Here is a 20,343-nt window from a genome sequence, read left to right on the forward strand (position 1 = left end):
GGTGCTCTCCTTGGCTGTGGGCTCGGTCGGGGCGCGGTCAGGCGCTCTGCAGGACGCGCTCGGCGCGCAGGCCTGCGATCCGGTCGGAGTGCGCGAGGACCGCGCGGACGATGTCCTGGCTCCGGTCCACCAGGGAGGGGATGCCGAAGGTGAAGAACAGCGTCCCGGCGGCGATGTTGCCGAGGGCGTACCAGCGAGGTTCGGGCCGGCCCTCGACGGAGAGCCGGCTGGTCGCCCGCGCGATGTGCAGTCCGCCGTGCGGGTGGCGGTCGGCGAGCCGGTTGCGGGTCAGCGAGTTGACGAGCGGTGCGGCGGCGTTGGGGATCTTGCCCTCGGAGGCGTTGACGGCGTTGATCACCACGTCGGCGCGGAAGGCGTCCTGCTCGGAGGTCTCGATCGTGTAGCCGCCCTCGGGGCCGGCGGAGACGTCCTGCAGGCCGGAGACGATGGACAGCTGGCCCTCGTCGGCGAGCCGCAGCAGCTCGGTGGCGCTGCTCGGCGGCATGGGGCAGCAGAGGCTCATGATGGTGCGGTAGTGGGTGCGCAGCAGCTCGACCTTGTCGCGCTCGGAGAGCAGCGGCCAGATGTCCGGGCCGGTGTCCGGCACGGCGCGCTGGAGGATGCGCAGGCCCAGGTCGGGCGAGTCGACCTCGGACAGCTGGCGGCGCAGCCGCTCCACCGGGTGCTCGCGGTGCGCGCCGGTGATCTCCTCGATCACCGCGGTCAGGTCGGCGCCGGACTCGGCGAACTCCTTGCCGATGAGGTCGGCGAGCTCCTGGATGCGCAGGCTGGTCTGACGCCGCGACAGGCGCTGCATCTTCTCCGGGGTGACGTGCTTCAGGTCGAAGTGCACCGGCTTCTGCCGGACGCCGGGCAGCATGCCGCGCCGGGAGAGCAGGCTGATCCGGCCGCGGTGCCCGCGGGAGGCCAGCGAGATGATGATGTCCACGGCGGTCAGGCCGCTGCCGATCACCGCGACGTGCTGGTCGGGCCCGACGGCCTGGAGCTTCTGGGTGATCGGGTACGGGTCGCCGATGAACCCCTGGGAGCCGGTGAGCCCGTACACGTCCTTGGGGCTGTCGCCGCCGACGCACAGCACGGCGTAGTCGAAGGCGCGCACCCGGCCCTCGTTGGTGCGGAGCATGGCGCGGCCGGCGGCGAGGTTGGCCGAGGTGACGGACTCGCTCACCAGGTCCACCCGCCAGCCGCGCAGGCGCAGCTTGGCGAGCGCGGCGTGCGCGGTCTGCTCCAGGTACTCCCCGTACTCGGTGCGCGGGGCGAAGCGGGCGCCCGCCCTGGGGTCGAGGCCGGTGACGCCCTCGGGCAGTCCGAGGATGCGGTCCCTGGTCATGAGCCACCGCTCGAAGTGGCGGTCGTCCCCGGCCCGGACCGACATGTCGTCCGGGGTTGCGTTGACCCGCACCGTGGTGGTGTCGGACTGGTACGCCCGGCCGCGCCACAGGTGCGGCGACGGCTCGAAGACCGTGATGCTGCCCGGGACGGTGTCCCGCTGGGCCAGGGCGTCGATCAGGCAGACCGCCGAGGCCCCGCCTCCGATGACTGCGAGTGAGATCGCCGATGACATGTCAGTTTCCTGCCACTCGTGGATGTCCGGCGCCGTCCATGCGCTGTCTCCTCCGCGTATCCGAACGGCCTGTGGTTTCGGCCCGGCACCGGGAGCGGGGATGTCCCCCGGTGCCGGGCCGCGGGGCAGGGCGGGGGAGAGCCCTGCCTGATCGATGGCTCAGCCTCAGCTGTGCTGGTAGTTCTCCATCGAGACGATGTAGTCGCTGCGGTTGGCGCGGTACTTGATGCAGTAGTCCTTCGGGTACCAGCCGGCCACCTGCCAGGCCTGCGGCTGCTTGATCGGGAAGCATCCGCTCTGGTAGGCGCCGGTGGCCAGGCCGTCCAGGTACGCCTTCGTGATCATCGGCTCCAGGAAGCTGATCTTCGCGTCGTAGGCGCCGTAGATGAAGGTCTGGGTGAACTTCTGGCCGTGCCACTCCGGCGAGCTCTGGTCGATCAGGTGGTTGCCCATCGCGACCTCGGCCACGCCGTTGTCCATGTAGCCGCTCGGCATGTACTGCGACGGGATCGGCTTGGTGGCCGTGGCGAAGTCGTCGCAGTTGATGGCGAGCGCGCACGGGCCGGGGCGGATCGCGTCCCGCTCCGCCTTCGGCTGCACGTAGAAGTGGAAGTCGAAGTGCGGGGTGTCGTAGATGCCCTCGGGGCCGTGGCCCATCGAGTTGTAGTTCAGCAGCGCCCACTTGTACGGGATGTCGGCGGTGTTGGTGAGCGCCGCCGGCAGGTCCAGCGGGCGCTCGTGGCCGCCCATGCACTCGGTGTGCTCGTCGATCGCACCGTTGCCGTTGATGTCGTAGCAGTGGTGCTGGTCCGTCATCGTCGTCGGCAGGTTCTGCAGCGTCGACTTCGGGAAGACGAAGCCGATCGAGAGCGGCTTGCCGTTCGGCTCCTGCTGCGCGTAGGTGCGCACGTTGCCGTTGCCCAGGGCGCTCGGCGCGCCGTACGAGGCGCACGGCCCCAGGTACGACGGGGTCGCCTGCAGCACCGGGTCGACGGCCACCTTGGGCAGCGTGACGTTGAACTCGGCGGTGGTGCTGGTGTTTCCGGTCAGACAGACCTTCACCGGCGTGGTGTCCGCGGCGGTCGTCGCGGCGTCGGCCGAGGTGGCGGCCGGCGCCAGCAGTGCGGCGGTGCCGAGCAGCGCGGCCGCGGCCGAGGAGGCGATGAGGGGTCTCTTGTACGCGTTCTTCGACGTGCTCATGGTGGTGCGATCTCCGTTGTCTCAGGAACGGGTGAGTTCGAGGGTGTGGAATCCGCCCTGGAGGAAGATGAGCGGCGCGGTGGAGTCGGCGGCGCCGAGCTTCACGACCTCGCCGATCACCATCACGTGGTCGCCGATCACCAGCTCGTCGCGGTACGCGACCTCCATCCAGCCCGCCGCCTCGAGCAGCAGCACGCCGGTGGCCTCGCCGAAGCTGTGTGCGGCCTCGGTCAGCGAGACCTGACGCGACTGGGGATCCTTGGCGAACGCCCGGGCGTAGCCCTCGGAGTCGCCGTCGAGGATGGACACGCCCCACACGCCGGCCGTGCGCAGGTCCGCGAGGAACCGCGAGTCGTGGCGGAAGCAGAGCGTGATGATCGCCGGGTCGAGCGAGACCGACGTCAGCGAGTTGACCGTGATGGCGTCGTGCCGGCGGCCGTCGGCGCCGTCCGTGTAGGTGCTGACGACGCAGACCCCGGTGGCGAAGTGGCGCATGACACTGCGTAGATCGTGGTTCATTACCGCCTCCTGTGAGCGGGGCGGGCGGCCGCTCCGTGCGGCCGCCCGCCGGGCCGGGATCAGTCGGTCTTGGCCCAGCGGCCGGAGCGCCAGCCGTCCAGGTCGTATTCGTCCATGGCCTTCTGCACGAAGTCGCCGTACTGGTCGAGCAGGCCGGCCGCGCGGGTCCAGTTCAGGGTGTCGAGGCGCACCTGGTCCGGGCCGCCCGCGTAGTTGAGCTCGTAGAGCTCGTGCCGTGCGCCGAACTCCGAACCGACCGCGTCCCAGGCCAGCTTGAAGAGCTTGGCGCGCTCCTCGGCGGTGGTGCCCGAACCGCGGTAGTAGCGGTCGAACAGCGGGCGCAGCTCCGGGTTCTGGAGGTCCTTGTGGCTGGACGGGGTCATCAGCAGGGCGCCCGCCAGGTGCTCCTCGAAGAAGCGGTGGGTGCGGTCCCAGCTGATCGGGGCGAGCGCCCGGTAACCGGCCGAGTAGTCCATGCGCGGCAGGACGGTGCCGCCCTCGCCGGGCTCCGGGTCCATCGCCATCGCGGTGGTGACGGCCCAGGTCTGGTGGCGCCAGGCGAGCAGCTCGCCGAGGCCGGCCTGGACGCCGCGGAACTTGTCGGTGCCGTTGAGGCGGGTGCCGCGGTCCAGGATGCCCGCCATGAACTCCAGCTTCACGGCCATCCGGATCGCGCCCTGGAAGAAGCCGCGGGAGAGCAGGCCGGAGCGCGGGAAGTACTGGTGGATCTTCTCGGTGTCCCGGTAGATCAGGACGTTCTCCCACGGGATGAACGCCTTGTCGAAGATCAGCACCGCGTCGTTCTCGTCGAACCGGCTGGAGAGCGGGTTGTCGAACGGGCTGTTGGCCTTCTTCTCGTACGACGGGCGGCAGATCACCTTCATGCCCGGCGTGTTCAGCGGCGCCATGAAGGCCAGCGCCATGTCCTCGGCCTTGCCCTTTTCGAGGTTGGCGAGGTGGATCTGGCCGACGAAGGCGACGTGGGTCAGCGCCGAGGCGGTGGCCATCAGCTTGGCGCCCTCGACCACGATGCCGTCGTCGCGCTCCTCGACGACCTTCAGGTAGACGTCCGGGATGTCGTGCGCGGCCTTGTGGCGGTCCACCGGCGGGTTGACGATCGCGTGGCTGATCGACAGCGCCTGGCGGGCGTACTTCTCGTACCAGGCACGGGCGTTGTCGCCGAACGGCTCGTAGAACGAGTGGGTGACGGCGAGGCCGGCCATGAAGGAGGCCTTGTAGTCCGGCGTCCGGTTCATGAAGCCGTAGCTCAGGCGCGCCCAGTGCTCGATCGCGTCGCGGGCCTTGACCAGGTCGTCCGCCGTGTGGGCCGGGGTGAAGAACCGGTGCACACGGGCGCCGGTGTACCGGTCGACCGTGGTCATCATGTCCTTGGTGTCCGGGTGGTGCAGCGCGTCGTACAGGTGCGCCATCGAGCGGGCGGCGTTGCGGAACGCCGGGTGCTCCGTGACGTCCTTGACCAGCTCGCCGTCGATGTACACCTGGCGCCCGTCACGCAGGCTCTCCAGGTACGTGTCGCCGTTCAGCAGGTCGTTGGGCGCTTCGGCGCCGGGCTGTGCCGGGTCGGATTCGGCCTGAGCCATCGTGCTTCACTCTCCCCATCGGGCGTTCGGATCTGCGTGTCCGGGTCTGGCACATCCGAAGCTAGAAAAGATTCCCGTGGGTCAGTTATGAGGGTGCGCACGGCCTCTGGCCGTTGCGCGCACACCGGGTGCGGAGCCGTTCCGGCACGCTCGGCCCGGCGCCAGACTGGCCCGGTGCCGCCGCACTGCCCGCGCAGTGCCGACCGGGAACCCGGGCGCGAGCGGCGACGACGGCCGAGGGAGCACGATGCGCGCGCACGGCACACCGCTGACCACCCCCGCCGACGCCCGGCTGACCCTGCTCGACCTCGCGCTCGGCGGCCCGGGCCCCGACGTCCGCCGGCACGGCCCGGCCGGCACCGCCCGCACCGCCGACCCGGCCGACCGGCGCCCGCTGCTCGGCGAACCCATCGCCCTCGACCTGCTGAACACCCGCTGGGACGCCCCGGAGGGCACCGCCGACCTGCTCGACGACCTGGACGGCTTCCGGATCTGGCTCTCCTCCGCGGGCCTGTCCGGGCTCTGCCCCGCCGACGCCGCCGCCCTCTCCGCCACCCGGCACACCCGCGAGGCGATCCAGGCCACCCTCGCCCCGCCCTACGACCAGCGCCGGCCCGGCGGGGCCCCGGCCGACCCGGACGCCGTCCGCGAGGTCGACCGGCTGCTCCGGCACGGCGCGCTGCGCCACCGGCTCACCGCCGCCGGGCCCGCCACCACGGTCGAGGTCGACGACCCGGCGTGGCTGGCCGGCTGGCTGGCCCTCGAGGACTACCTGCAGCTGCTCGGCTCCTCCCCGGAACGCATCCGCAGCTGTGCCGGGCCGCACCGGCTGCCGCTGTGGTTCCTGGACACCTCGCGCAACGGGATGCGCCGCTGGTGCTCGATGGCCGAGTGCGGCAACCGCGCCAAGGCCGCCCGGCACTACCGGCGGCTGCGCGGCGAGGAGCCCGCCCCGCGCGGCTCCGCCCGGGTCGCCGTGGGCTAGGGCCCGTCCGGCGGATCCTGCCGGCCGCGCGGCGCCGGAACGCGGAACGGCCGTGCCCCCGGGAGCGGACTCCCGGGGACACGGCCGTCTGTCACGCGCCCTCGCGGACGCGGTACGCCTTACTTGATGCGGTTGCCCGCCGAGCGCAGCTGCTGCGCGGCCTCGACCACGCGCGCGGCCATGCCGGCCTCGGCCAGCTTGCCCCAGGTGCGCGGGTCGTAGGTGTTCTTCTTGCCGACCTCGCCGTCGACCTTCAGCACACCGTCGTAGTTGCGGAACATGTGGTCCACGACCGGGCGGGTGAAGGCGTACTGGGTGTCGGTGTCGAGGTTCATCTTCACGACGCCGTTCTCCAGCGCGGTGGCGATCTCCTCGGCGGTCGAGCCGGAGCCGCCGTGGAAGACGAAGTCGAACGGGTCGGCCTTGCCGTACTGCTTGCCGATCTCGGCCTGGAGCTCCGCGAGCAGCTCCGGCTTCAGCACGACGTTGCCAGGCTTGTACACGCCGTGCACGTTGCCGAAGGAGGCGGCGAGCAGGTAGCGGCCCTTCTCGCCCAGGCCGAGCGCCTCGGCGGTGCGCACCGCGTCGTTGACCGTGGTGTACAGCTCGTCGTTGATCTCGTGCGAGACGCCGTCCTCCTCGCCGCCGGTCGGGGTGATCTCGACCTCGAGGATGATCTTGGCGGCGGCGGCCTGGGCCAGCAGCTCCTGCGCGATCGCCAGGTTGTCGGCCAGCGTCTCGGCCGAGCCGTCCCACATGTGCGACTGGAACAGCGGGTTCTGGCCCTTGGCCACGCGCTCGGCGGAGACCGCCAGCAGCGGGCGGACGTAGCCGTCCAGCTTGTCCTTCGGGCAGTGGTCGGTGTGCAGCGCGACGGTGATGTCGTACTTCGCCGCGACGATGTGCGCGAACTCGGCGAGCGCGACGGCGCCGGTCACCATGTCCTTGTTGTGCTGGCCGCCCAGGAACTCCGCACCACCGGTGGAGATCTGGATGATGCCGTCGCTCTCGGCCTCGGCGAAGCCGCGCAGCGCGGCGTGCAGGGTCTGGGACGAGGTCACGTTGATGGCCGGGTAGGCGAACTTGCCCGCCTTGGCCCGGTCCAGCATCTCGTTGTAGACCTCGGGAGTTGCGATGGGCATGCGAATCCGCTCCTGTCGGTGTGGGGCGATCGGACGACGCTGTCCGACGCTCGATACGCCTGTGGCTCACGGCGTGGTTCGCGGTACGAGAAGAGGGTGGTACTCGACCGCAGGCCGGACACCGGGGCCCATCTTCCCAGACTCCCCGTTTCCGGTCACCCATGGCCCGCCAGTCGGGACGGGCCCGAACGCTACGCGCCGGTAGCCCGGAGTCCGCACCCCGGTACGCCCGACGGTGCTCTTTAGGCCGTTCTCAACAGGGGGACGCTATCCTGCGCGCGTGGACTACAACCAGCTCGCCGTCAATCTCCTCGACGCCAAATCGCTGATCTCGTCGCTGGGCGCCATCGGCCTGCTCGCGATCATCTTCGCCGAGACCGGCCTGCTGGTCGGGTTCTTCCTCCCCGGCGATTCCCTGCTGATCCTGGCCGGCGTGGCCGCCTCGAGCGCGGCCTCGTCGGTGCTCGGGGACGGGGCCAAGCTGCCGATCGCGCTGCTGCTCATCGGGGCCCCGATCTGCGCCATCGTCGGAGCCCAGCTAGGGCACCTCATCGGGACGAAGGTCGGCCCCCGGCTCTTCGACAAGCCGGACTCGAAGATCTTCCGCCGCGAGTACGTGGTGAAGGCCGAGTACTACTTCGACAAGTTCGGCCCGGCCAAGGCCGTGGTGCTGGCCCGCTTCATCCCGATCGTGCGGACCTTCCTCAACCCGGTCGCCGGCACCCTGGAGATGCCCGCCAAGACCTTCTTCGTCTGGAACGTCGTGGGCGGCGTGCTGTGGACCGAGTCGATGCTGCTGATCGGCTACTTCTTCGGCGACGCCATGGCGCCGGTGATCGACAAGTACCTGATCCCCGCGGTCGCGCTGATCGTGCTGATCTCGATCTCCCCGATCATCGTCGAGGTGATCCGCGAGCGCAGGAAGAAGAAGGCGGGCGGCGACGTCGAGGTCGCCGAGCCGGTCGGCACGGGCCGCCACCGCAAGGGCTGACGAGCGCGGCCCGGCGGACGGGCCCGAGGAACGAGCGACGGCCGGTGTGACACGTGGTTTCACGTGAAACACCGGCCGTCACTGTTTCCGCTGCTCCTGCGGCCCCGGAGGGGGCGGGCGGGCTCAGAGGCCCAGGTCGTCCAGGGTGTAGGCGGTGATGTACGGGAGGCCCGTCTCCGCGATCGCCGGGGCCGCACCGCGTTCCACGATCACCGCGACGCCCACCACCTCGGCGCCGGCCTCGCGCAGCGCCTCCACGGCGGTGAGCACCGAGCCGCCGGTGGTGGAGGTGTCCTCGACCGCCAGCACCCGGCGGCCCTTCACGTCCGGCCCCTCGATCCGGCGCTGCAGGCCGTGCGCCTTGCCCGCCTTGCGGACCACGAAGGCGTCCAGCTTCCGGCCGCGGGCCGCGGCGGCGTGCAGCATCGCGGCGGCCACCGGGTCGGCGCCCAGGGTCAGACCGCCGACCGCGTCGAACTCCAGGTCCGCGGCCGCATCCAGCATCACCCGGCCGACCAGCGGCGCCGCCTCGGCGTCCAGCGTGATCCGGCGCAGGTCGACGTAGTAGTCGGCCTCCCGCCCGGAGGAGAGGGTGACCTTGCCGTGCACGACGGCCTTGTTCTTGATCTGCGCCAGCAGGGCGTCGCGGTCCTCAGTGCTCATGAGCAGCCAGTCTACGACGTGTGCACCCACGGTCAGCGACGGCGCAGCGCCCGCACCAGCACCACGGCGCCGCCCAGCAGGGCCACCCCGCCGCCGATCACCCACGGCATCGCACTGCGCTCGCCGGCACCGCCGTTGAGCAGCTTCGGCTCCGCGCCGCCCCAGCGGCTGGCCGCCCGGGCACGGGCGCTGCGGGCCGGCGGGGTGGGGGCGTACCGGCCGTGCGGCGGTGCGTGGTCCACCTCCTCCGCCGAACGGCCGACGATCGAGCGCCGGACGGGGCCGGACATCGCCGGCTCGGGCTCGTAATCGAACGCGGCGGGCTCCTGGTCGGGCGCGGGCAGCGGCTCGTCCTCGTCGGAGAAGGCGATCAGGTCGGACAGGTCGTCGTCGAGGTCGCGCACGGCGTGGTCGTCCAGGTACACGACGGTCGCACCGGCATCCTCGTCCTCGCCGGCCTCCTCGGGCTCCTCCTCGCCACCCTCCTCGGCCTCGGCGGCAGCCTCCTCGGGTGCTTCGGCGGCGGCTTTCTCGGTTTCGGCGGGCTCCTCGGCCTGGGCGGCCACGATCGGCTCCGCGGTCTCCTCGGCGGCCTCGGCAGCCGGGGCCTGCTCCTCGGCGGCGGGCTCCTCGGTGACCTGCTCGGTCTGCTCGACCTCCGCGGTCTCCACGACCTCCGCGGTCTCCACGACCTCCGCGGTCTCCACGACCTCGGCCGCGGCGGCCTCCTCGGCGGGCTCTTCCTCGGGCTCTTCCTCGGGCTCTGCGGAGGCCGTGCCACCGCCGGCCTCGGCGGTGAGCGATTCGGCCAGGCGATCGAGCAGGCGGCGTCCGGCGGTCTCCAGGGCGTCGTCCGGGAACTCGGCGAGCCGGCCCTCGGCGCTCAGGTCGCCGGCGAAGCGCAGCACGCTGCCGTCCGGGTGCTCGTGCACGCTCACCCGGACGGTCGCCGTGACCTCGCCGCTGCCGCGCACCTCCTCGCCCTCGGCGAGGGCCGTCAGTACGCCCTCGCGGCCGGGGATCAGCGACAGCGAGCCGCGGTAGGTGATGGTGGAGCTGCCGACGCGGACCTTCAGCCGGCCGTCGATCTGCCCGTCCGGTGTGCGCGACGACCCGGCGTCGGTGCTCAGGCCGGGGACGCAGCGGGCCAGCAGCTCGCGGTCCTGCAGGGTCTGCCGGACGGCGGTGGCCGGCAGCGGGACGACAACCTCATGCTCCATACCGGCGAGCCTACCCACCCGGGTGCCCGCTGCGGAGGGTTGGCGTCGGGTCGTTCGGCGGACGGTTGCGAGCTGTACACGGACGGCCCCCGGCCGTGGTCGGTCCTAGCCGAGCAGCCGGTACGGCGCCGGCAGGCGGGCGGGCCGCCGGGCGGCCAGGCGGGCGGCCGACTCGCGCAGCCCGGCGGTGGTCAGGGCGCGGGGCGGCGGGGCGTCCCGGGCCAGTGCCAGCACGGGCCGGGTGCGGGAGGCGAGCAGGAACGCCGGGGCGGTGCCGGTACCGTCGGCCCCGCCCTGCGCAGCCGCGGCCCGCTGCTCGCCGGCGGCCGCCGGGCGGGCGGGCGGGCAGGCCGGCCGGGCGCCGGCGGGTGCCTGGTAGGCGACGGTGTGCAGGCCGTCCGCACGCAGGCCGGCCTCCGCGGTCCACAGCCCCTCGGTGACCGGGCCGCCGCGGACGGCGATCCGCCCGCCGGGGGCGAGCCGCCTGGCCGCCAGCCCGAAGAACTCCTGGCTGTGGGCGGCACGGCCGTCGTCCCCGGACGGCGCCGGCAGGTCGGAGACGATCACGTCGTAGGGTGCCGCGCCCGCTCGGCCGGCACGGCGCAGCCAGCCCATCGGTTCGGCGTGCACCAGCCGCACCCGCGGGTCCTCGTACGCGTGGCCGGTCAGGTCGGCGAGCGCCGGGTCGTCGCGGACGAGGCCGGTGAGCGCGGCGTCCGGCTCGACCACCACGACCTCGCGGACGGCGGAGTGCCGCAGCACCTCGCGCACCGCGGGCCCGCCGCCGCCGATCACCAGCACCCGCCCGCTGGGCCCGCCGGCCAGTGCGGGATGGACGAGCGCCTCGCTCTCGCGGTACTCGTCGGGACCGCAGACGGCGAGGCGCCCGCCGACGAACAGCTCCAGCGGGCCGCCCGCCCCCGGGCCCCCGGCGAGCACGATCTCCTGTTCCCGGCCGGGTACGGCGAGCCGGACCTGCGCCCCGTACAGGGCCTGCCGGGCGGTCCGCTCGATCGCACCGGTGAAGGCGGCGGCGCAGGCCAGGACGGCGAGCACCAGGCCGCAGCCGGCCCACAGCAGCAGCCTGGCCCGCGGCGGGGGCTCCTCGCGGAACAGCCACAGCACCACGGCGGCCCCGGCCACCGCGTTGACCGCGCCGGTGGCCAGTGCGCCGGCGGCCGGGCCGAGGGCGGGGAGCAGCAGGAAGGGGAAGGCCAGGCCGCCGATCAGCGCGCCCACGTAGTCGGCGGCGAACAGGTCGGCGACCGCCCGTCCGGCGTGCTCCCGGCGGATGCGCTGGATGAGGGTCATCAGCAGCGGGATCTCGGCGCCGATCAGCACGCCGATCAGGAAGGTCGTGGCGGTCAGCCCGACCGAGGCCGCCCGGTGGCCGTCCAGCCAGGCCCAGCAGGAGTACAGCGCCAGCACGGAGAGCCCGCCGGTGAGCGCGAGCACGCACTCGACCAGGGCGAAGGAGGTGGCGGGCCGGTGGGCCAGCCGCTTGGCGAGCAGCGAGCCGACGCCCATCGCGAACACCATCACCGACAGCACCAGCGAGGTCAGGGTGACCGAGCCGCCGAGCAGGGTCTGGCCGACGGCGACCAGTTCCAGTTCGTAGACCAGGCCGCAGGCGGCGCAGACGAACGCGGCCAGCAGCACCAGGGGCCGGGCCAGGCGGCGGCGCAGGCCGGGCGGTGCGGCACCGCCCTTCCACGGCCGGGTGAGGGCCCGGACCCGCGGCGTTTCGGGAAGGCCGTCGAGGCCCGGCTGGGCGGGTGGACCCGCCGGACGGTTGATCATGCACAAACGCTAGCGACATCGCCCGGCCGCGGCGGCACCCGTTCGAATGACACCGCCCCAGACGGAGTTGACGGTTCGTCGGAAGAGCCGGGCCGCACTGCTCCGTCCGTGCGAACCCCGCGAACCGGTCCGGCCGCCGTGCGGGCCGTCCGGGTCACTCGGTGCGGCCGGTGCCGGAGGGGCCCTGCAGCACCAGCGAGGAGCGGGTGCACACCAGGCGCCCCTCCTGCGGGTAGGCGTGCCAGGTGCGCCACAGCACCCGCGTCTCCTCGCACTGTGCGACCAGTGCGGTGAAGGCGCACGGGTCGCCGGGGAAGGTGCCGGCCAGGCCGTACGGGTGCTCCGCCACCAGCGCCAGCAGCTCCTGGGCGCGGGCGGCGAAGGTGTGGGCGGGGAGTTCCTCGATCCGGGCGGCGAACTCGTACTCCCAGTCGGCCACCCGCTCGGCCACCCGGGCCGGCAGCGGGGTGCGCCGGCCGGGCAGGCAGGCCACCGTCTCCAGGCAGTTGCCGGGGCCCGCTGCCACCACGACCTGGTGCGAGGCACCGAGCAGGCGCAGCTGCAGGGTGGCGCCGCCGCCCGAGGGCGCGTCGAAGCTCAGGTCCCGCACCGCCAGGGCGGGCAGCGGATCACCGCCCAGCTGCCAGGCGAGGTCGCCGGCGCGGGTGTCCGTGTAGGCGGTCTGCAGTGTGGTGAGCATGCTCGGCTCCGCGTTTCAAACTCCGTAACGCGCCCGCCGTCAGCGTCCGACCCACCGTCGGGCCGGCGTTCGAGGCTGTGCGGTCCAGGACGCGGCCGACCGTGGAAGGAAGGATTCCGGCTGGAGACTCAGCAGCAGCGAAGCACGAATTCTCCGGGTCCGTCGGGGATTTACCCATCCTCGACCAGCATTCACCGTTCCGAGTGCAGTCGCCGGAGCACCCCGCTCATTCGGGGTGTCGAGTCTGCGAACCGTGTTCCCATGCCCCCGCGCACGCGCCTCCCGCGCCGGCGGTGCGCCCCGCGCACCCGGCCGCCCGTTCGACCCCGTTCCGGTTGCCGGCCGCCGCATGTGACCGCACGTCGGCCGCGTCGTGCGACCGCCCGTCAGAGCCGGCGCAGCCGCGCGACGGCCTCCTGGAGGACCTCGTCCCGCTTGCAGAAGGTGAAGCGGACGAGACTGCGCCCCTCGTCCGCATTGTCGTAGAAGACCACGTTGGGGATGGCGACGACGCCGCAGCGCTCGGGCAGGGAGCGGCAGAACTCGAGGCCGTCCTTCTCGCCGAGCGGGGTGATGTCGGTGGTGATGAAGTACGTGCCCTCGGGCCTGAACACCCGGAACCCGGCTTCGGCGAGCCCGTCCGCCAGCAGGTCCCGCTTTCGGCCCAGGTCGGCCCGGAAGCCGGTGAAGTAGTCGTCGGGCAGCCGCAGCGCCTCGGCGACGGCGTACTGGAACGGGCCGGCGGAGACGTACGTCAGGTACTGCTTGGCGGTGCGGACGGCGGCGACCAGCTCCGGGGCGGCGGTGACCCAGCCGACCTTCCAGCCGGTGAAGGAGAAGGTCTTGCCGGCGGAGGAGATCGAGACGGTGCGCTCGCGCATGCCCGGCAGGGCGGCGATCGGGTGGTGGCTGCCGCTGAACACCAGGTGCTCGTAGACCTCGTCGGTGACCACCAGCAGGTCGTGCTCGACGGCGATCTCGGCCAGGGTGCGGAGCTCCTCGGCGTCCAGCACGAGGCCGGTGGGGTTGTGCGGGGTGTTGACCAGCAGCAGCCGGGTGCGCGGGGTGATCAGCGCGCGCAGCTCGTCCAGGTCGGGCCGGAACGCCGGCGGGCGGAGGGTGAGCGGCACCCTGGTGGCCCCGGCCATGGCGATGCAGGCCGCGTAGGAGTCGTAGAAGGGTTCGAAGGCGATCACCTCGTCGCCCGGCTCCAGCAGGGCGAGCAGGGCGGCGGCAATGGCCTCAGTGGCACCGGCGGTGACCAGGACCTCGGTGTCCGGGTCCCGGGTGAGCCCGTGGAAGCGCTGCTGGTGCTCGGCGATCGCGGTGCGCAGCTCCGGGACGCCGGGGCCGGGCGGGTACTGGTTGCCGCGGCCCTCGCGCAGTGCCCGGACGGCCGCCTCGCGCACCTCCTCGGGCCCGTCGGCGTCCGGGAAGCCCTGCCCGAGGTTGATCGACCCGGTCGCCGTGGCCAGCGCGGACATCTCGGCGAAGATCGTGGTGCCCAGGCCGTGCAGGCGGCGGTTGAGCAGGGGCCGGGCGTCCATGGGCGTCTCTCCAGCGGTCTCGGCGGCGGGTGCGGCCCACCGTAGTGCCCCGACGGGGCCGTTCCCAGTGGCCGCGGAGCGTGGCGGCGGACGAGCAGGGCCCGCTGCCCGGCAGCCGGGAAGCGGGCCCTGCGAGGGGCGGGGTCAGGCGTCGTCGCCGCCCTCGGACTCCTCGCCGTCCTCGATGTCGTTCTGCAGGCCGAGGCGCTCGACGATCCACTGCTCGAAGCCGACCGAGGCCTGCGTCCAGTTGGCGGTGGTGGTGACGAAGTACTCCAGGCTCACGCCGGTGCCGACGATCATCTGGGACTCGCCGATCAGACGGACGACGCCGTCCTCGTGGGTGTGGGTGTAGACCTTCGGCCAGAGGGTCTCGCGGTTCCACTCGTCGACCAGGTCGAGGATCTCGCCCTTGCGCTCCAGCGGGTACGCGCGGTCGTAGAAGGCGCGGACCGCGAAGAGCTCCTTCTGGTCGCCGCGGAACATGTAGTAGACGCGGAAGCCCTCCCAGGGGGCGGTGAGGTCGCCCTCCTCGTCCACCACGTGCTTCAGCTGCATCTGGTCGAGCAGCTGGGCCACCAGGTTCTGGTCCGGCACGATCACCGGCGGGGGGCCGGCCGGGGCGCCGCCGGGCTGACCGCCCTGCGGCCCCTGGGGGGCGCCGAACGACGGGATGGACGACGGGTCGATGCTCATGGTGATCCTCAAGTCTCAAAGCACGGGGGTGGTCGGCAATGAGAGGCCGCCCTTCCATGTCCCATCCTGCCTCATCCGAGGCCCAGGGCACAGGGGCTCCCGGCGGCGGCGGCGGGTCCGGCCGCCGCCGGGCGGCCCGGCAGTTCAGAAGATCTGCAACCACCGCACGGTGCCCTGGGCACCGTTGTCGTAGTAGCGGTCGTCCTCCCAGGTCCACGGGTCGAGGTGCCGGGTGACCCCGCCGTTGATGCTGGTGTAGTAGTACAGCAGGTTGTTGCCGGAGTAGATGTTGTCGACGTTGTAGATCGTCACGTCGGCGTAGCCCGCGTTGGCGAAGCACAGGTGGCCGGACCAGCCGTAGTTGTAGATGTTGACGAAGTCCGTCCGGCCGGCGCAGTTCACCCGGTTGATGGCGGAGGCGTCGGTCGCGGGCAGGGCCAGGGCGAGTACGGCGGCGGCCGCCGGGGTGAGGGCGGCCTGCTTCCAGCGGCGTGTCATGCGGTCACCGTTCCTGTTGCGTGGCCGGCCGGGCCGGCGGGGGTCGGTCGTGGTCGACCGGATCTTCGCAACAGCCCCGTCGGGCGGCCAGGCGGTTGACCGGACGTTCGGCGGCGGAACAGCCGACGGCCGACGGCAAACCCAGCTCTTGAGTGATGCATGTCACGCGCCGGGTGATCGGAACGCGTTGCCGCCCGCCGCCGCCGCGGTTAGTTTGCGGTGCAACCATCTCGGCGGCGCCAAAACCCGCCGCCGGACGTCTGGTTGGGTTTCGTCGGTGGATGGGGGAGTCGTCGGTGGGGGAGTCCGAGTCGGGGGCGGTACCGGACCGGCTGGGGGCGCTGCTGCGCAGCCTCCGGCTGGACCGGGGAATGACCCAGGAGGAGCTGGGCGCGGCGTCCGGAATGAGCGTGCGGTCGATCCGGGACCTGGAGCGCGGGGTGTCCTGCCCGCGGATCTCCACGCTCCGGCTGCTCGCCCACACCTGGCAGCTGTCCGAGGCGCAGGGGGCGGAGCTGCACCGGCTCGCCCGCGCCAAGCGGGACGGGGCCCCGGGCCGGCAGGGCAGCGCGGTGCGGTCGTGACGGGGGCCGGGAGGGCCGCGGCCGCGCTGGCGGCGCTGGCGCTGGCCGGGTGCTCCGGCGGCGGGAGCGCCGCCCCGGCGCTCACCCCGCCCGCGGTCGGCTCGCCCGCACCGCCGCCGTCCGGCCGGGAGGGCATGGTGGCGCTCCCGCTGTCCGCGTACGGGCTCGACCGCGACCAGGACGCCCGCCAGCAGCAGGCCGTCCGCGCGCTGACCGCCGACTGCATGCACACGGCCGGCTACACCGCCTTCACGAGGGACGACGCCTTCGAGAGCAGCAGCGGACAGGTGTCCGACGCGTCCGCCATGCCGGCCGGCGCCTTCGGCTACCTGCGGGCGGAGATCGCCGCCGTCCAGGGCTTCCACGGCCCGGTGCCCACCGCCCCGCCCAAGGCTCCGAAGCCGCCCGCCTCCGAGGCGGAGGGCGCGGCGACCCAGGAGTGCGTGAAGAAGGCGCTGGCCGCCGTCCAGCCGTCCGACACCTCCGGGTCCGAGCTGGTGAAGGGCCTGTTCGGGCAGTCGCTGGAGGCGACCGGCCGGGACGGGCGGGTGGTCGGCGCCACCCGGGCCTGGACCGACTGCATGAAGGCCGCGGGCTTCCCGGACGTGACCCCGGAGGGCCTGGTCACGCGCTACCACGGGCCGGGCCGGCCGACCCCGGAGGAGCTGGCCGCCGCCACCGCGGACGAGCGCTGCACCGCCGACAGCAACCTGGCCGGCATCTGGTTCGCGGTCGCGGCCGGCTACCAGCATCAGCTGATCGCGGCCAACCAGGAGAAGCTGACCGCCTACCGGAAGTCGGTGGCCGAGCAGACCGCGAAGCTCACCCGGCTGGTCGGCGGCTGAGACGCCGACCGGCCCGGACGACGGGGCGGACCCCGCTGCCCGGGCCGGCAGTGCCGCGCCCCCGGCTCACTCCACCGGTGCGCCCCGGCTCACTTCACCAGCGACGCCCTGGGCCCGACCGAGAGCCGGTCGTGCTCCTCGTCCCGGTCGACCAGGACGGTGTCGCCGTCGTGCACCCGGCCGGAGAGGATCTCCTTCGCGAGCTGGTCGCCGATCGCGGACTGCACCAGGCGGCGCAGCGGCCGGGCGCCGTACGCCGGGTCGTAGCCGGTGAGCGCCAGCCAGTCCCGGGCGGCCTCGGTGACCTCCAGGGTGAGCCGGCGGTCGCGCAGCCGGTCGGCCAGCCGGGACACCTGCAGGTCGACGATCCGGCTGAGCTCGCCGGTGCCCAGCGGGTCGAAGACCACGATGTCGTCGAGGCGGTTGAGGAACTCCGGCTTGAAGGCCGTGCGCACCGACTCCAGGACGAGGTCCTTCTTCCGCCCCTCCGGCGTGGTCGGGTCGACCAGGAACTGGCTGCCCAGGTTGGAGGTGAGGATCAGGATCGCGTTGCGGAAGTCCACCGTGCGGCCCTGGCCGTCGGTGAGCCGCCCGTCGTCCAGCACCTGCAGCAGCACGTCGAAGACCTCGGGGTGGGCCTTCTCCACCTCGTCCAGCAGCACCACGCTGTACGGGCGGCGCCGGACGGCCTCGGTGAGCTGGCCGCCCTCCTCGTAGCCGACGTACCCGGGCGGGGCGCCGACCAGGCGGGAGACCGAGTGCTTCTCGCCGTACTCGCTCATGTCGATGCGGACCATCGCCCGCTCGTCGTCGAACAGGAAGTCGGCGAGCGCCTTGGCGAGCTCGGTCTTGCCGACGCCGGTCGGGCCGAGGAACAGGAAGGAGCCGGTCGGGCGGTCCGGGTCGGCGATGCCGGAGCGTGTCCGGCGCACCGCGTCGGAGACCGCGGTGACGGCCTCGGCCTGGCCGATCAGGCGGCGGCCGATCTCCTCCTCCATCCGCAGCAGCTTGGCGCTCTCGCCCTCCATCAGGCGGCCGGCCGGGATGCCCGTCCAGGAGGCGACCACGTCGGCGACATCGTCCGGGCCGACCTGCTCCTTGACCATGGTGGCGTTCGGCTCGTCCGCGGCGCGGTCCTGCGCCTCGGCGAGCTCGCGCTCGGCGGCCGGGACCTCGGCGTACATCAGCTTGGAGGCGCGCTCGAAGTCGCCGTCGCGCTGGGCGCGTTCGAGGGAGACCCGGAGGCCGTCGAGGCGCTCCTTCAGCTCACCGACCCGGTTGAGGGACTTCTTCTCCTGCTCCCACCGGGCGGTGAGCACGCTCAGGTGCTCCTGCTTGTCGGCGAGATCGCGGCGCAGGCGGGCCAGCCGGTCGACCGAGGCGGCGTCCGACTCCTTCTCCAGCGCCAGCTCCTCCATCCGCAACCGGTCGACGGCGCGCTGGAGTTCGTCGATCTCCACCGGGGAGGAGTCGATCTCCATGCGCAGCCGGGAGGCGGCCTCGTCGACCAGGTCGATGGCCTTGTCCGGCAGGAAGCGGGCGGTGATGTAGCGGTTGGAGAGGGTGGCCGCGGCGACCAGCGCCGCGTCCGAGATCTCCACCTTGTGGTGGGCCTCGTAGCGGCCCTTGAGGCCGCGCAGGATGGCGATGGTGTCCTCGACCGAGGGCTCGCCGACCAGCACCTGCTGGAAGCGGCGCTCCAGGGCCGGGTCCTTCTCGATCCGCTCGCGGTACTCGTCGAGCGTGGTGGCGCCGACCATCCGCAGCTCGCCGCGGGCCAGCATGGGCTTGAGCATGTTGCCCGCGTCCATCGCGGAGTCGCCGCCGGCGCCCGCGCCGACCATGGTGTGCAGCTCGTCGATGAAGGTGATGACCTGGCCGTCGCTGTCCTTGATGTCGGACAGGACGGCCTTCAGGCGCTCCTCGAACTCGCCGCGGAACTTCGCGCCGGCCACCATCGCCGAGAGGTCGAGGGCGACCAGGCGCTTGCCGCGCAGCGACTCCGGGACGTCCCCGGCGACGATCCGCTGGGCGAGGCCCTCGACGACGGCGGTCTTGCCGACGCCGGGCTCGCCGATCAGCACCGGGTTGTTCTTGGTGCGGCGGGACAGCACCTGGACGACCCGGCGGATCTCGGTGTCCCGGCCGATCACCGGGTCGAGCTTGCCGTCGCGGGCGGCCTTGGTCAGGTCGGTGCCGTACTTCTCCAGCGCCTTGTAGGTGCCCTCCGGGTCGGCGGAGGTGACCCGGGCGCTGCCGCGGACGTCCTTGAACGCGGCCAGCAGGGCCTTGGGGGTGGCGCCGTTCTGCTTCAGCAGGTCGGCGACCGCACCGCCCTCGGCGGCGAGGCCGACCATCAGGTGCTCGGTGGAGAGGTACTGGTCGTCCAGGTCGGCGGCGCGCTTGCCGGCCTCCTGGAGCACGGCGAGGGTGTCGCGCGCCAGCTGCGGGGCGGCGACGGTCGAGCCCTGTGCGGTCGGCAGGGCGGCGAGCTGCTGGCGGGCGGCGGCGGCCACCCGCGCCGCGTCCGCCCCGACGGCCTCGAGCAGCGGGCGGGCGATGCCGTCCGGCTGCTCCAGCAGTGCCAGCAGGACGTGCACCGGCTTGACGTCCGGGTTGCCTGCGGCGCTGGCCTGCCGGATCGAGGCTGACAGGGCGTCCTGCGTCCTGCTGGTGAACTTGCCGGCATCCACTGGTGGCGTGCTCCTTCCGGGAGGGTCTGGGGCGACTCCGACAGACCGGGCTGTCCGGGTCTGACTTGTACAGCATGCAATAAGTTGAGTCTATTCCACTCAACTTTCCCCGTCCAGCAGATCCGGGTCCCGTCACCCGCTGTTCACCCGCGCCGGGACGGCTCCCTGGTCAGCCCCAGCAGCAGCCGGGCCGGGCCCGCGGGCCGCCGGCCGACCGGCCAGACCGCCCGCAGCGGCCGGTGCAGGTCCAGGCCCTCCTCCACCGGCACCGCCACCAGTCGACGGGTGGCCAGCTCCTCCACCACGGCCAGCTCGGAGAGGCAGACCGGCCCGGCGCCGGTCATCGCCGCCGCCTTCAGCGCGGTGGACGAGGCCAGCTCCAGCCGCGGCGGCGCCGTCCCGCCGTGCGGCGCCAGCGCCTGGTCGAGCACCTCGCGGGTACCCGAGCCCGGCTCGCGCAGCACCAGCGGGGTGGCCGCCAGCTCGGCCCCGGTCAGCGGCCTGCGGCGGCGGGCCCACGGGTGCTTCGGCGCCACCACGACCACCAGCCGGTCGGCCGCCACCACCGCCCCCGACAGCCCCGCCGGCGTGCCGGCGCCCTCGACGAAGCCGAGGTCGGCGTCGCCCGCCAGCACGTGCGCCGCGACGTCGGCGGAGTTGGCCGTCCGCAGGGTCACCGCGGTCTCCGGGCTGACCTGGTTCAGGGCGAGCAGCCACCCCGGCATGAGGTACTCGGCGACGGTCAGGCTCGCGACCACCACCAGCCGGGCGTCCCGCCGTCCGCGCAGTGCGTCGATCCCGGCGTCCAGTGCCTGCGCGGCCTCCACCACGCTGCGGGCCCACTCGACCACCAGCAGCCCGGCCTCGGTGGGGCGCGACCCGCGCGGCGAGCGCTCCAGCAGCGCCACGCCGATCTGCCGCTCCATGCCCCGGATGCGGGCGCTGGCGGCCGGCTGGCTCACCCCCAGCTCCGCGGCGGCCCGGCCCACGCTGCCCAGCCGGGCGACCGCCAGCAGGAGCTCCAGGGCGCCGATGTCGGGGACCCGCGAGGAGAGAGGCATAGGGCCAGGTTAT

The 20,343-nt window shown here is 73.0% G+C and carries 18 protein-coding genes; 4 read left to right on the forward strand and 14 right to left on the reverse strand.

The annotated features are described in order from the left end of the window. Positions 1 to 37: 37 nt before the first annotated feature. The 4 genes from AB0M03_RS26105 to AB0M03_RS26120 form a co-directional block, all read right to left on the reverse strand. A complete protein-coding gene (locus tag AB0M03_RS26105) occupies positions 38 to 1,585 on the reverse strand; it encodes an FAD/NAD(P)-binding protein (protein WP_363494884.1) in 1,548 nt (515 codons plus the stop codon). A gap of 165 nt (positions 1,586 to 1,750) precedes the next feature. Continuing rightward, on the reverse strand, positions 1,751 to 2,785 hold the full coding sequence (locus AB0M03_RS26110) for a hypothetical protein (protein ID WP_363494886.1): 1,035 nt from the start codon (positions 2,783 to 2,785) through the stop codon (positions 1,751 to 1,753). Between the two features lie 21 nt (positions 2,786 to 2,806). Next, positions 2,807 to 3,304, reverse strand: coding sequence for a flavin reductase family protein (locus tag AB0M03_RS26115; protein ID WP_363494888.1), 498 nt, complete (start codon positions 3,302 to 3,304; stop codon positions 2,807 to 2,809). A gap of 59 nt (positions 3,305 to 3,363) precedes the next feature. Next, on the reverse strand, positions 3,364 to 4,905 hold the full coding sequence (locus tag AB0M03_RS26120; protein ID WP_363494890.1) for a 4-hydroxyphenylacetate 3-hydroxylase family protein: 1,542 nt from the start codon (positions 4,903 to 4,905) through the stop codon (positions 3,364 to 3,366). 247 nt (positions 4,906 to 5,152) lie between these two features. Here AB0M03_RS26120 and AB0M03_RS26125 point away from each other — a divergent pair, with 247 nt between their 5' ends. Beyond that, entirely contained in the window at positions 5,153 to 5,890 is a 738-nt protein-coding gene (locus AB0M03_RS26125; protein ID WP_363494891.1) for a CGNR zinc finger domain-containing protein, read from the forward strand. A gap of 119 nt (positions 5,891 to 6,009) precedes the next feature. On the opposite strand, the gene fbaA is transcribed toward AB0M03_RS26125, so the two are convergent. Next, positions 6,010 to 7,032: a class II fructose-bisphosphate aldolase gene (fbaA, locus tag AB0M03_RS26130; protein WP_363494892.1), complete on the reverse strand. Its 1,023-nt coding sequence runs from the start codon at positions 7,030 to 7,032 to the stop codon at positions 6,010 to 6,012. Between the two features lie 280 nt (positions 7,033 to 7,312). Here fbaA and AB0M03_RS26135 point away from each other — a divergent pair, with 280 nt between their 5' ends. Next, entirely contained in the window at positions 7,313 to 8,023 is a 711-nt protein-coding gene (locus AB0M03_RS26135; RefSeq protein WP_363494894.1) for a VTT domain-containing protein, read from the forward strand. 123 nt (positions 8,024 to 8,146) lie between these two features. Here AB0M03_RS26135 and pyrE read toward each other — a convergent pair whose 3' ends face one another. From pyrE to AB0M03_RS26170, 7 genes are all read right to left on the reverse strand, one after another. Further along, positions 8,147 to 8,686, reverse strand: a complete 540-nt coding sequence (gene pyrE / locus AB0M03_RS26140) for an orotate phosphoribosyltransferase (protein ID WP_363494896.1) — start codon at positions 8,684 to 8,686, stop codon at positions 8,147 to 8,149. Between the two features lie 32 nt (positions 8,687 to 8,718). Then, the gene (locus tag AB0M03_RS26145; RefSeq protein ID WP_363494898.1) at positions 8,719 to 9,906 is read right to left on the reverse strand and encodes an SRPBCC domain-containing protein; all 1,188 of its coding nucleotides are present in this window, start codon (positions 9,904 to 9,906) and stop codon (positions 8,719 to 8,721) included. Between the two features lie 105 nt (positions 9,907 to 10,011). After that, complete coding sequence (locus tag AB0M03_RS26150; protein WP_363494900.1) at positions 10,012 to 11,706, reverse strand: spermidine synthase; 1,695 nt, start codon at positions 11,704 to 11,706, stop codon at positions 10,012 to 10,014. Between the two features lie 154 nt (positions 11,707 to 11,860). Further along, a complete protein-coding gene (locus tag AB0M03_RS26155; protein WP_363494902.1) occupies positions 11,861 to 12,406 on the reverse strand; it encodes a DUF2617 family protein in 546 nt (181 codons plus the stop codon). A 386-nt stretch (positions 12,407 to 12,792) separates the two neighbouring features. Then, complete coding sequence (locus tag AB0M03_RS26160) at positions 12,793 to 13,953, reverse strand: pyridoxal phosphate-dependent aminotransferase (RefSeq protein ID WP_363494904.1); 1,161 nt, start codon at positions 13,951 to 13,953, stop codon at positions 12,793 to 12,795. A 144-nt stretch (positions 13,954 to 14,097) separates the two neighbouring features. Beyond that, on the reverse strand, positions 14,098 to 14,649 hold the full coding sequence (locus AB0M03_RS26165) for a YbjN domain-containing protein (RefSeq protein WP_363494906.1): 552 nt from the start codon (positions 14,647 to 14,649) through the stop codon (positions 14,098 to 14,100). Between the two features lie 144 nt (positions 14,650 to 14,793). Further along, on the reverse strand, positions 14,794 to 15,147 hold the full coding sequence (locus tag AB0M03_RS26170) for a beta/gamma crystallin domain-containing protein (protein WP_363494908.1): 354 nt from the start codon (positions 15,145 to 15,147) through the stop codon (positions 14,794 to 14,796). Between the two features lie 296 nt (positions 15,148 to 15,443). On the opposite strand from AB0M03_RS26170, the gene AB0M03_RS26175 reads away from it, so the two are divergent. Beyond that, the gene (locus AB0M03_RS26175) at positions 15,444 to 15,731 is read left to right on the forward strand and encodes a helix-turn-helix transcriptional regulator (RefSeq protein ID WP_363494910.1); all 288 of its coding nucleotides are present in this window, start codon (positions 15,444 to 15,446) and stop codon (positions 15,729 to 15,731) included. Beyond that, positions 15,728 to 16,576: a hypothetical protein gene (locus tag AB0M03_RS26180; protein WP_363494912.1), complete on the forward strand. Its 849-nt coding sequence runs from the start codon at positions 15,728 to 15,730 to the stop codon at positions 16,574 to 16,576. Before AB0M03_RS26175 ends, AB0M03_RS26180 begins: the two co-directional genes overlap by 4 nt. An 89-nt stretch (positions 16,577 to 16,665) precedes the next feature. Here the strand turns inward: AB0M03_RS26180 and clpB are convergent, their stop codons facing one another. Continuing rightward, entirely contained in the window at positions 16,666 to 19,269 is a 2,604-nt protein-coding gene (gene clpB / locus AB0M03_RS26185; protein WP_363494914.1) for an ATP-dependent chaperone ClpB, read from the reverse strand. Positions 19,270 to 19,412: 143 nt separating this feature from the next. Then, positions 19,413 to 20,330 carry a LysR family transcriptional regulator gene (locus AB0M03_RS26190; RefSeq protein WP_363494916.1) on the reverse strand — a complete coding sequence of 306 codons (918 nt, stop codon included), beginning with the start codon at positions 20,328 to 20,330 and terminating at the stop codon, positions 19,413 to 19,415. Between the last annotated feature and the right edge of the window lie 13 nt (positions 20,331 to 20,343).

Source organism: Kitasatospora sp. NPDC051914, assembly GCF_040680995.1.
Classification (GTDB): domain Bacteria; phylum Actinomycetota; class Actinomycetes; order Streptomycetales; family Streptomycetaceae; genus Kitasatospora.

Bases quoted from the DNA above. Each gene is read 5' to 3' on its own strand.
- AB0M03_RS26105 (WP_363494884.1), bottom strand. From the start codon at position 1,585: ATGTCATCGGCGATCTCACTCGCAGTCATCGGAGGCGGGGCCTCGGCG.
- AB0M03_RS26110 (WP_363494886.1), bottom strand. From the start codon at position 2,785: ATGAGCACGTCGAAGAACGCGTACAAGAGACCCCTCATCGCCTCCTCG.
- AB0M03_RS26115 (WP_363494888.1), bottom strand. From the start codon at position 3,304: ATGAACCACGATCTACGCAGTGTCATGCGCCACTTCGCCACCGGGGTC.
- AB0M03_RS26120 (WP_363494890.1), bottom strand. From the start codon at position 4,905: ATGGCTCAGGCCGAATCCGACCCGGCACAGCCCGGCGCCGAAGCGCCC.
- AB0M03_RS26125 (WP_363494891.1), top strand. From the start codon at position 5,153: ATGCGCGCGCACGGCACACCGCTGACCACCCCCGCCGACGCCCGGCTG.
- fbaA (WP_363494892.1), bottom strand. From the start codon at position 7,032: ATGCCCATCGCAACTCCCGAGGTCTACAACGAGATGCTGGACCGGGCC.
- pyrE (WP_363494896.1), bottom strand. From the start codon at position 8,686: ATGAGCACTGAGGACCGCGACGCCCTGCTGGCGCAGATCAAGAACAAG.
- AB0M03_RS26145 (WP_363494898.1), bottom strand. From the start codon at position 9,906: ATGGAGCATGAGGTTGTCGTCCCGCTGCCGGCCACCGCCGTCCGGCAG.
- AB0M03_RS26150 (WP_363494900.1), bottom strand. From the start codon at position 11,706: ATGATCAACCGTCCGGCGGGTCCACCCGCCCAGCCGGGCCTCGACGGC.
- AB0M03_RS26155 (WP_363494902.1), bottom strand. From the start codon at position 12,406: ATGCTCACCACACTGCAGACCGCCTACACGGACACCCGCGCCGGCGAC.
- AB0M03_RS26160 (WP_363494904.1), bottom strand. From the start codon at position 13,953: ATGGACGCCCGGCCCCTGCTCAACCGCCGCCTGCACGGCCTGGGCACC.
- AB0M03_RS26165 (WP_363494906.1), bottom strand. From the start codon at position 14,649: ATGAGCATCGACCCGTCGTCCATCCCGTCGTTCGGCGCCCCCCAGGGG.
- AB0M03_RS26170 (WP_363494908.1), bottom strand. From the start codon at position 15,147: ATGACACGCCGCTGGAAGCAGGCCGCCCTCACCCCGGCGGCCGCCGCC.
- AB0M03_RS26190 (WP_363494916.1), bottom strand. From the start codon at position 20,330: ATGCCTCTCTCCTCGCGGGTCCCCGACATCGGCGCCCTGGAGCTCCTG.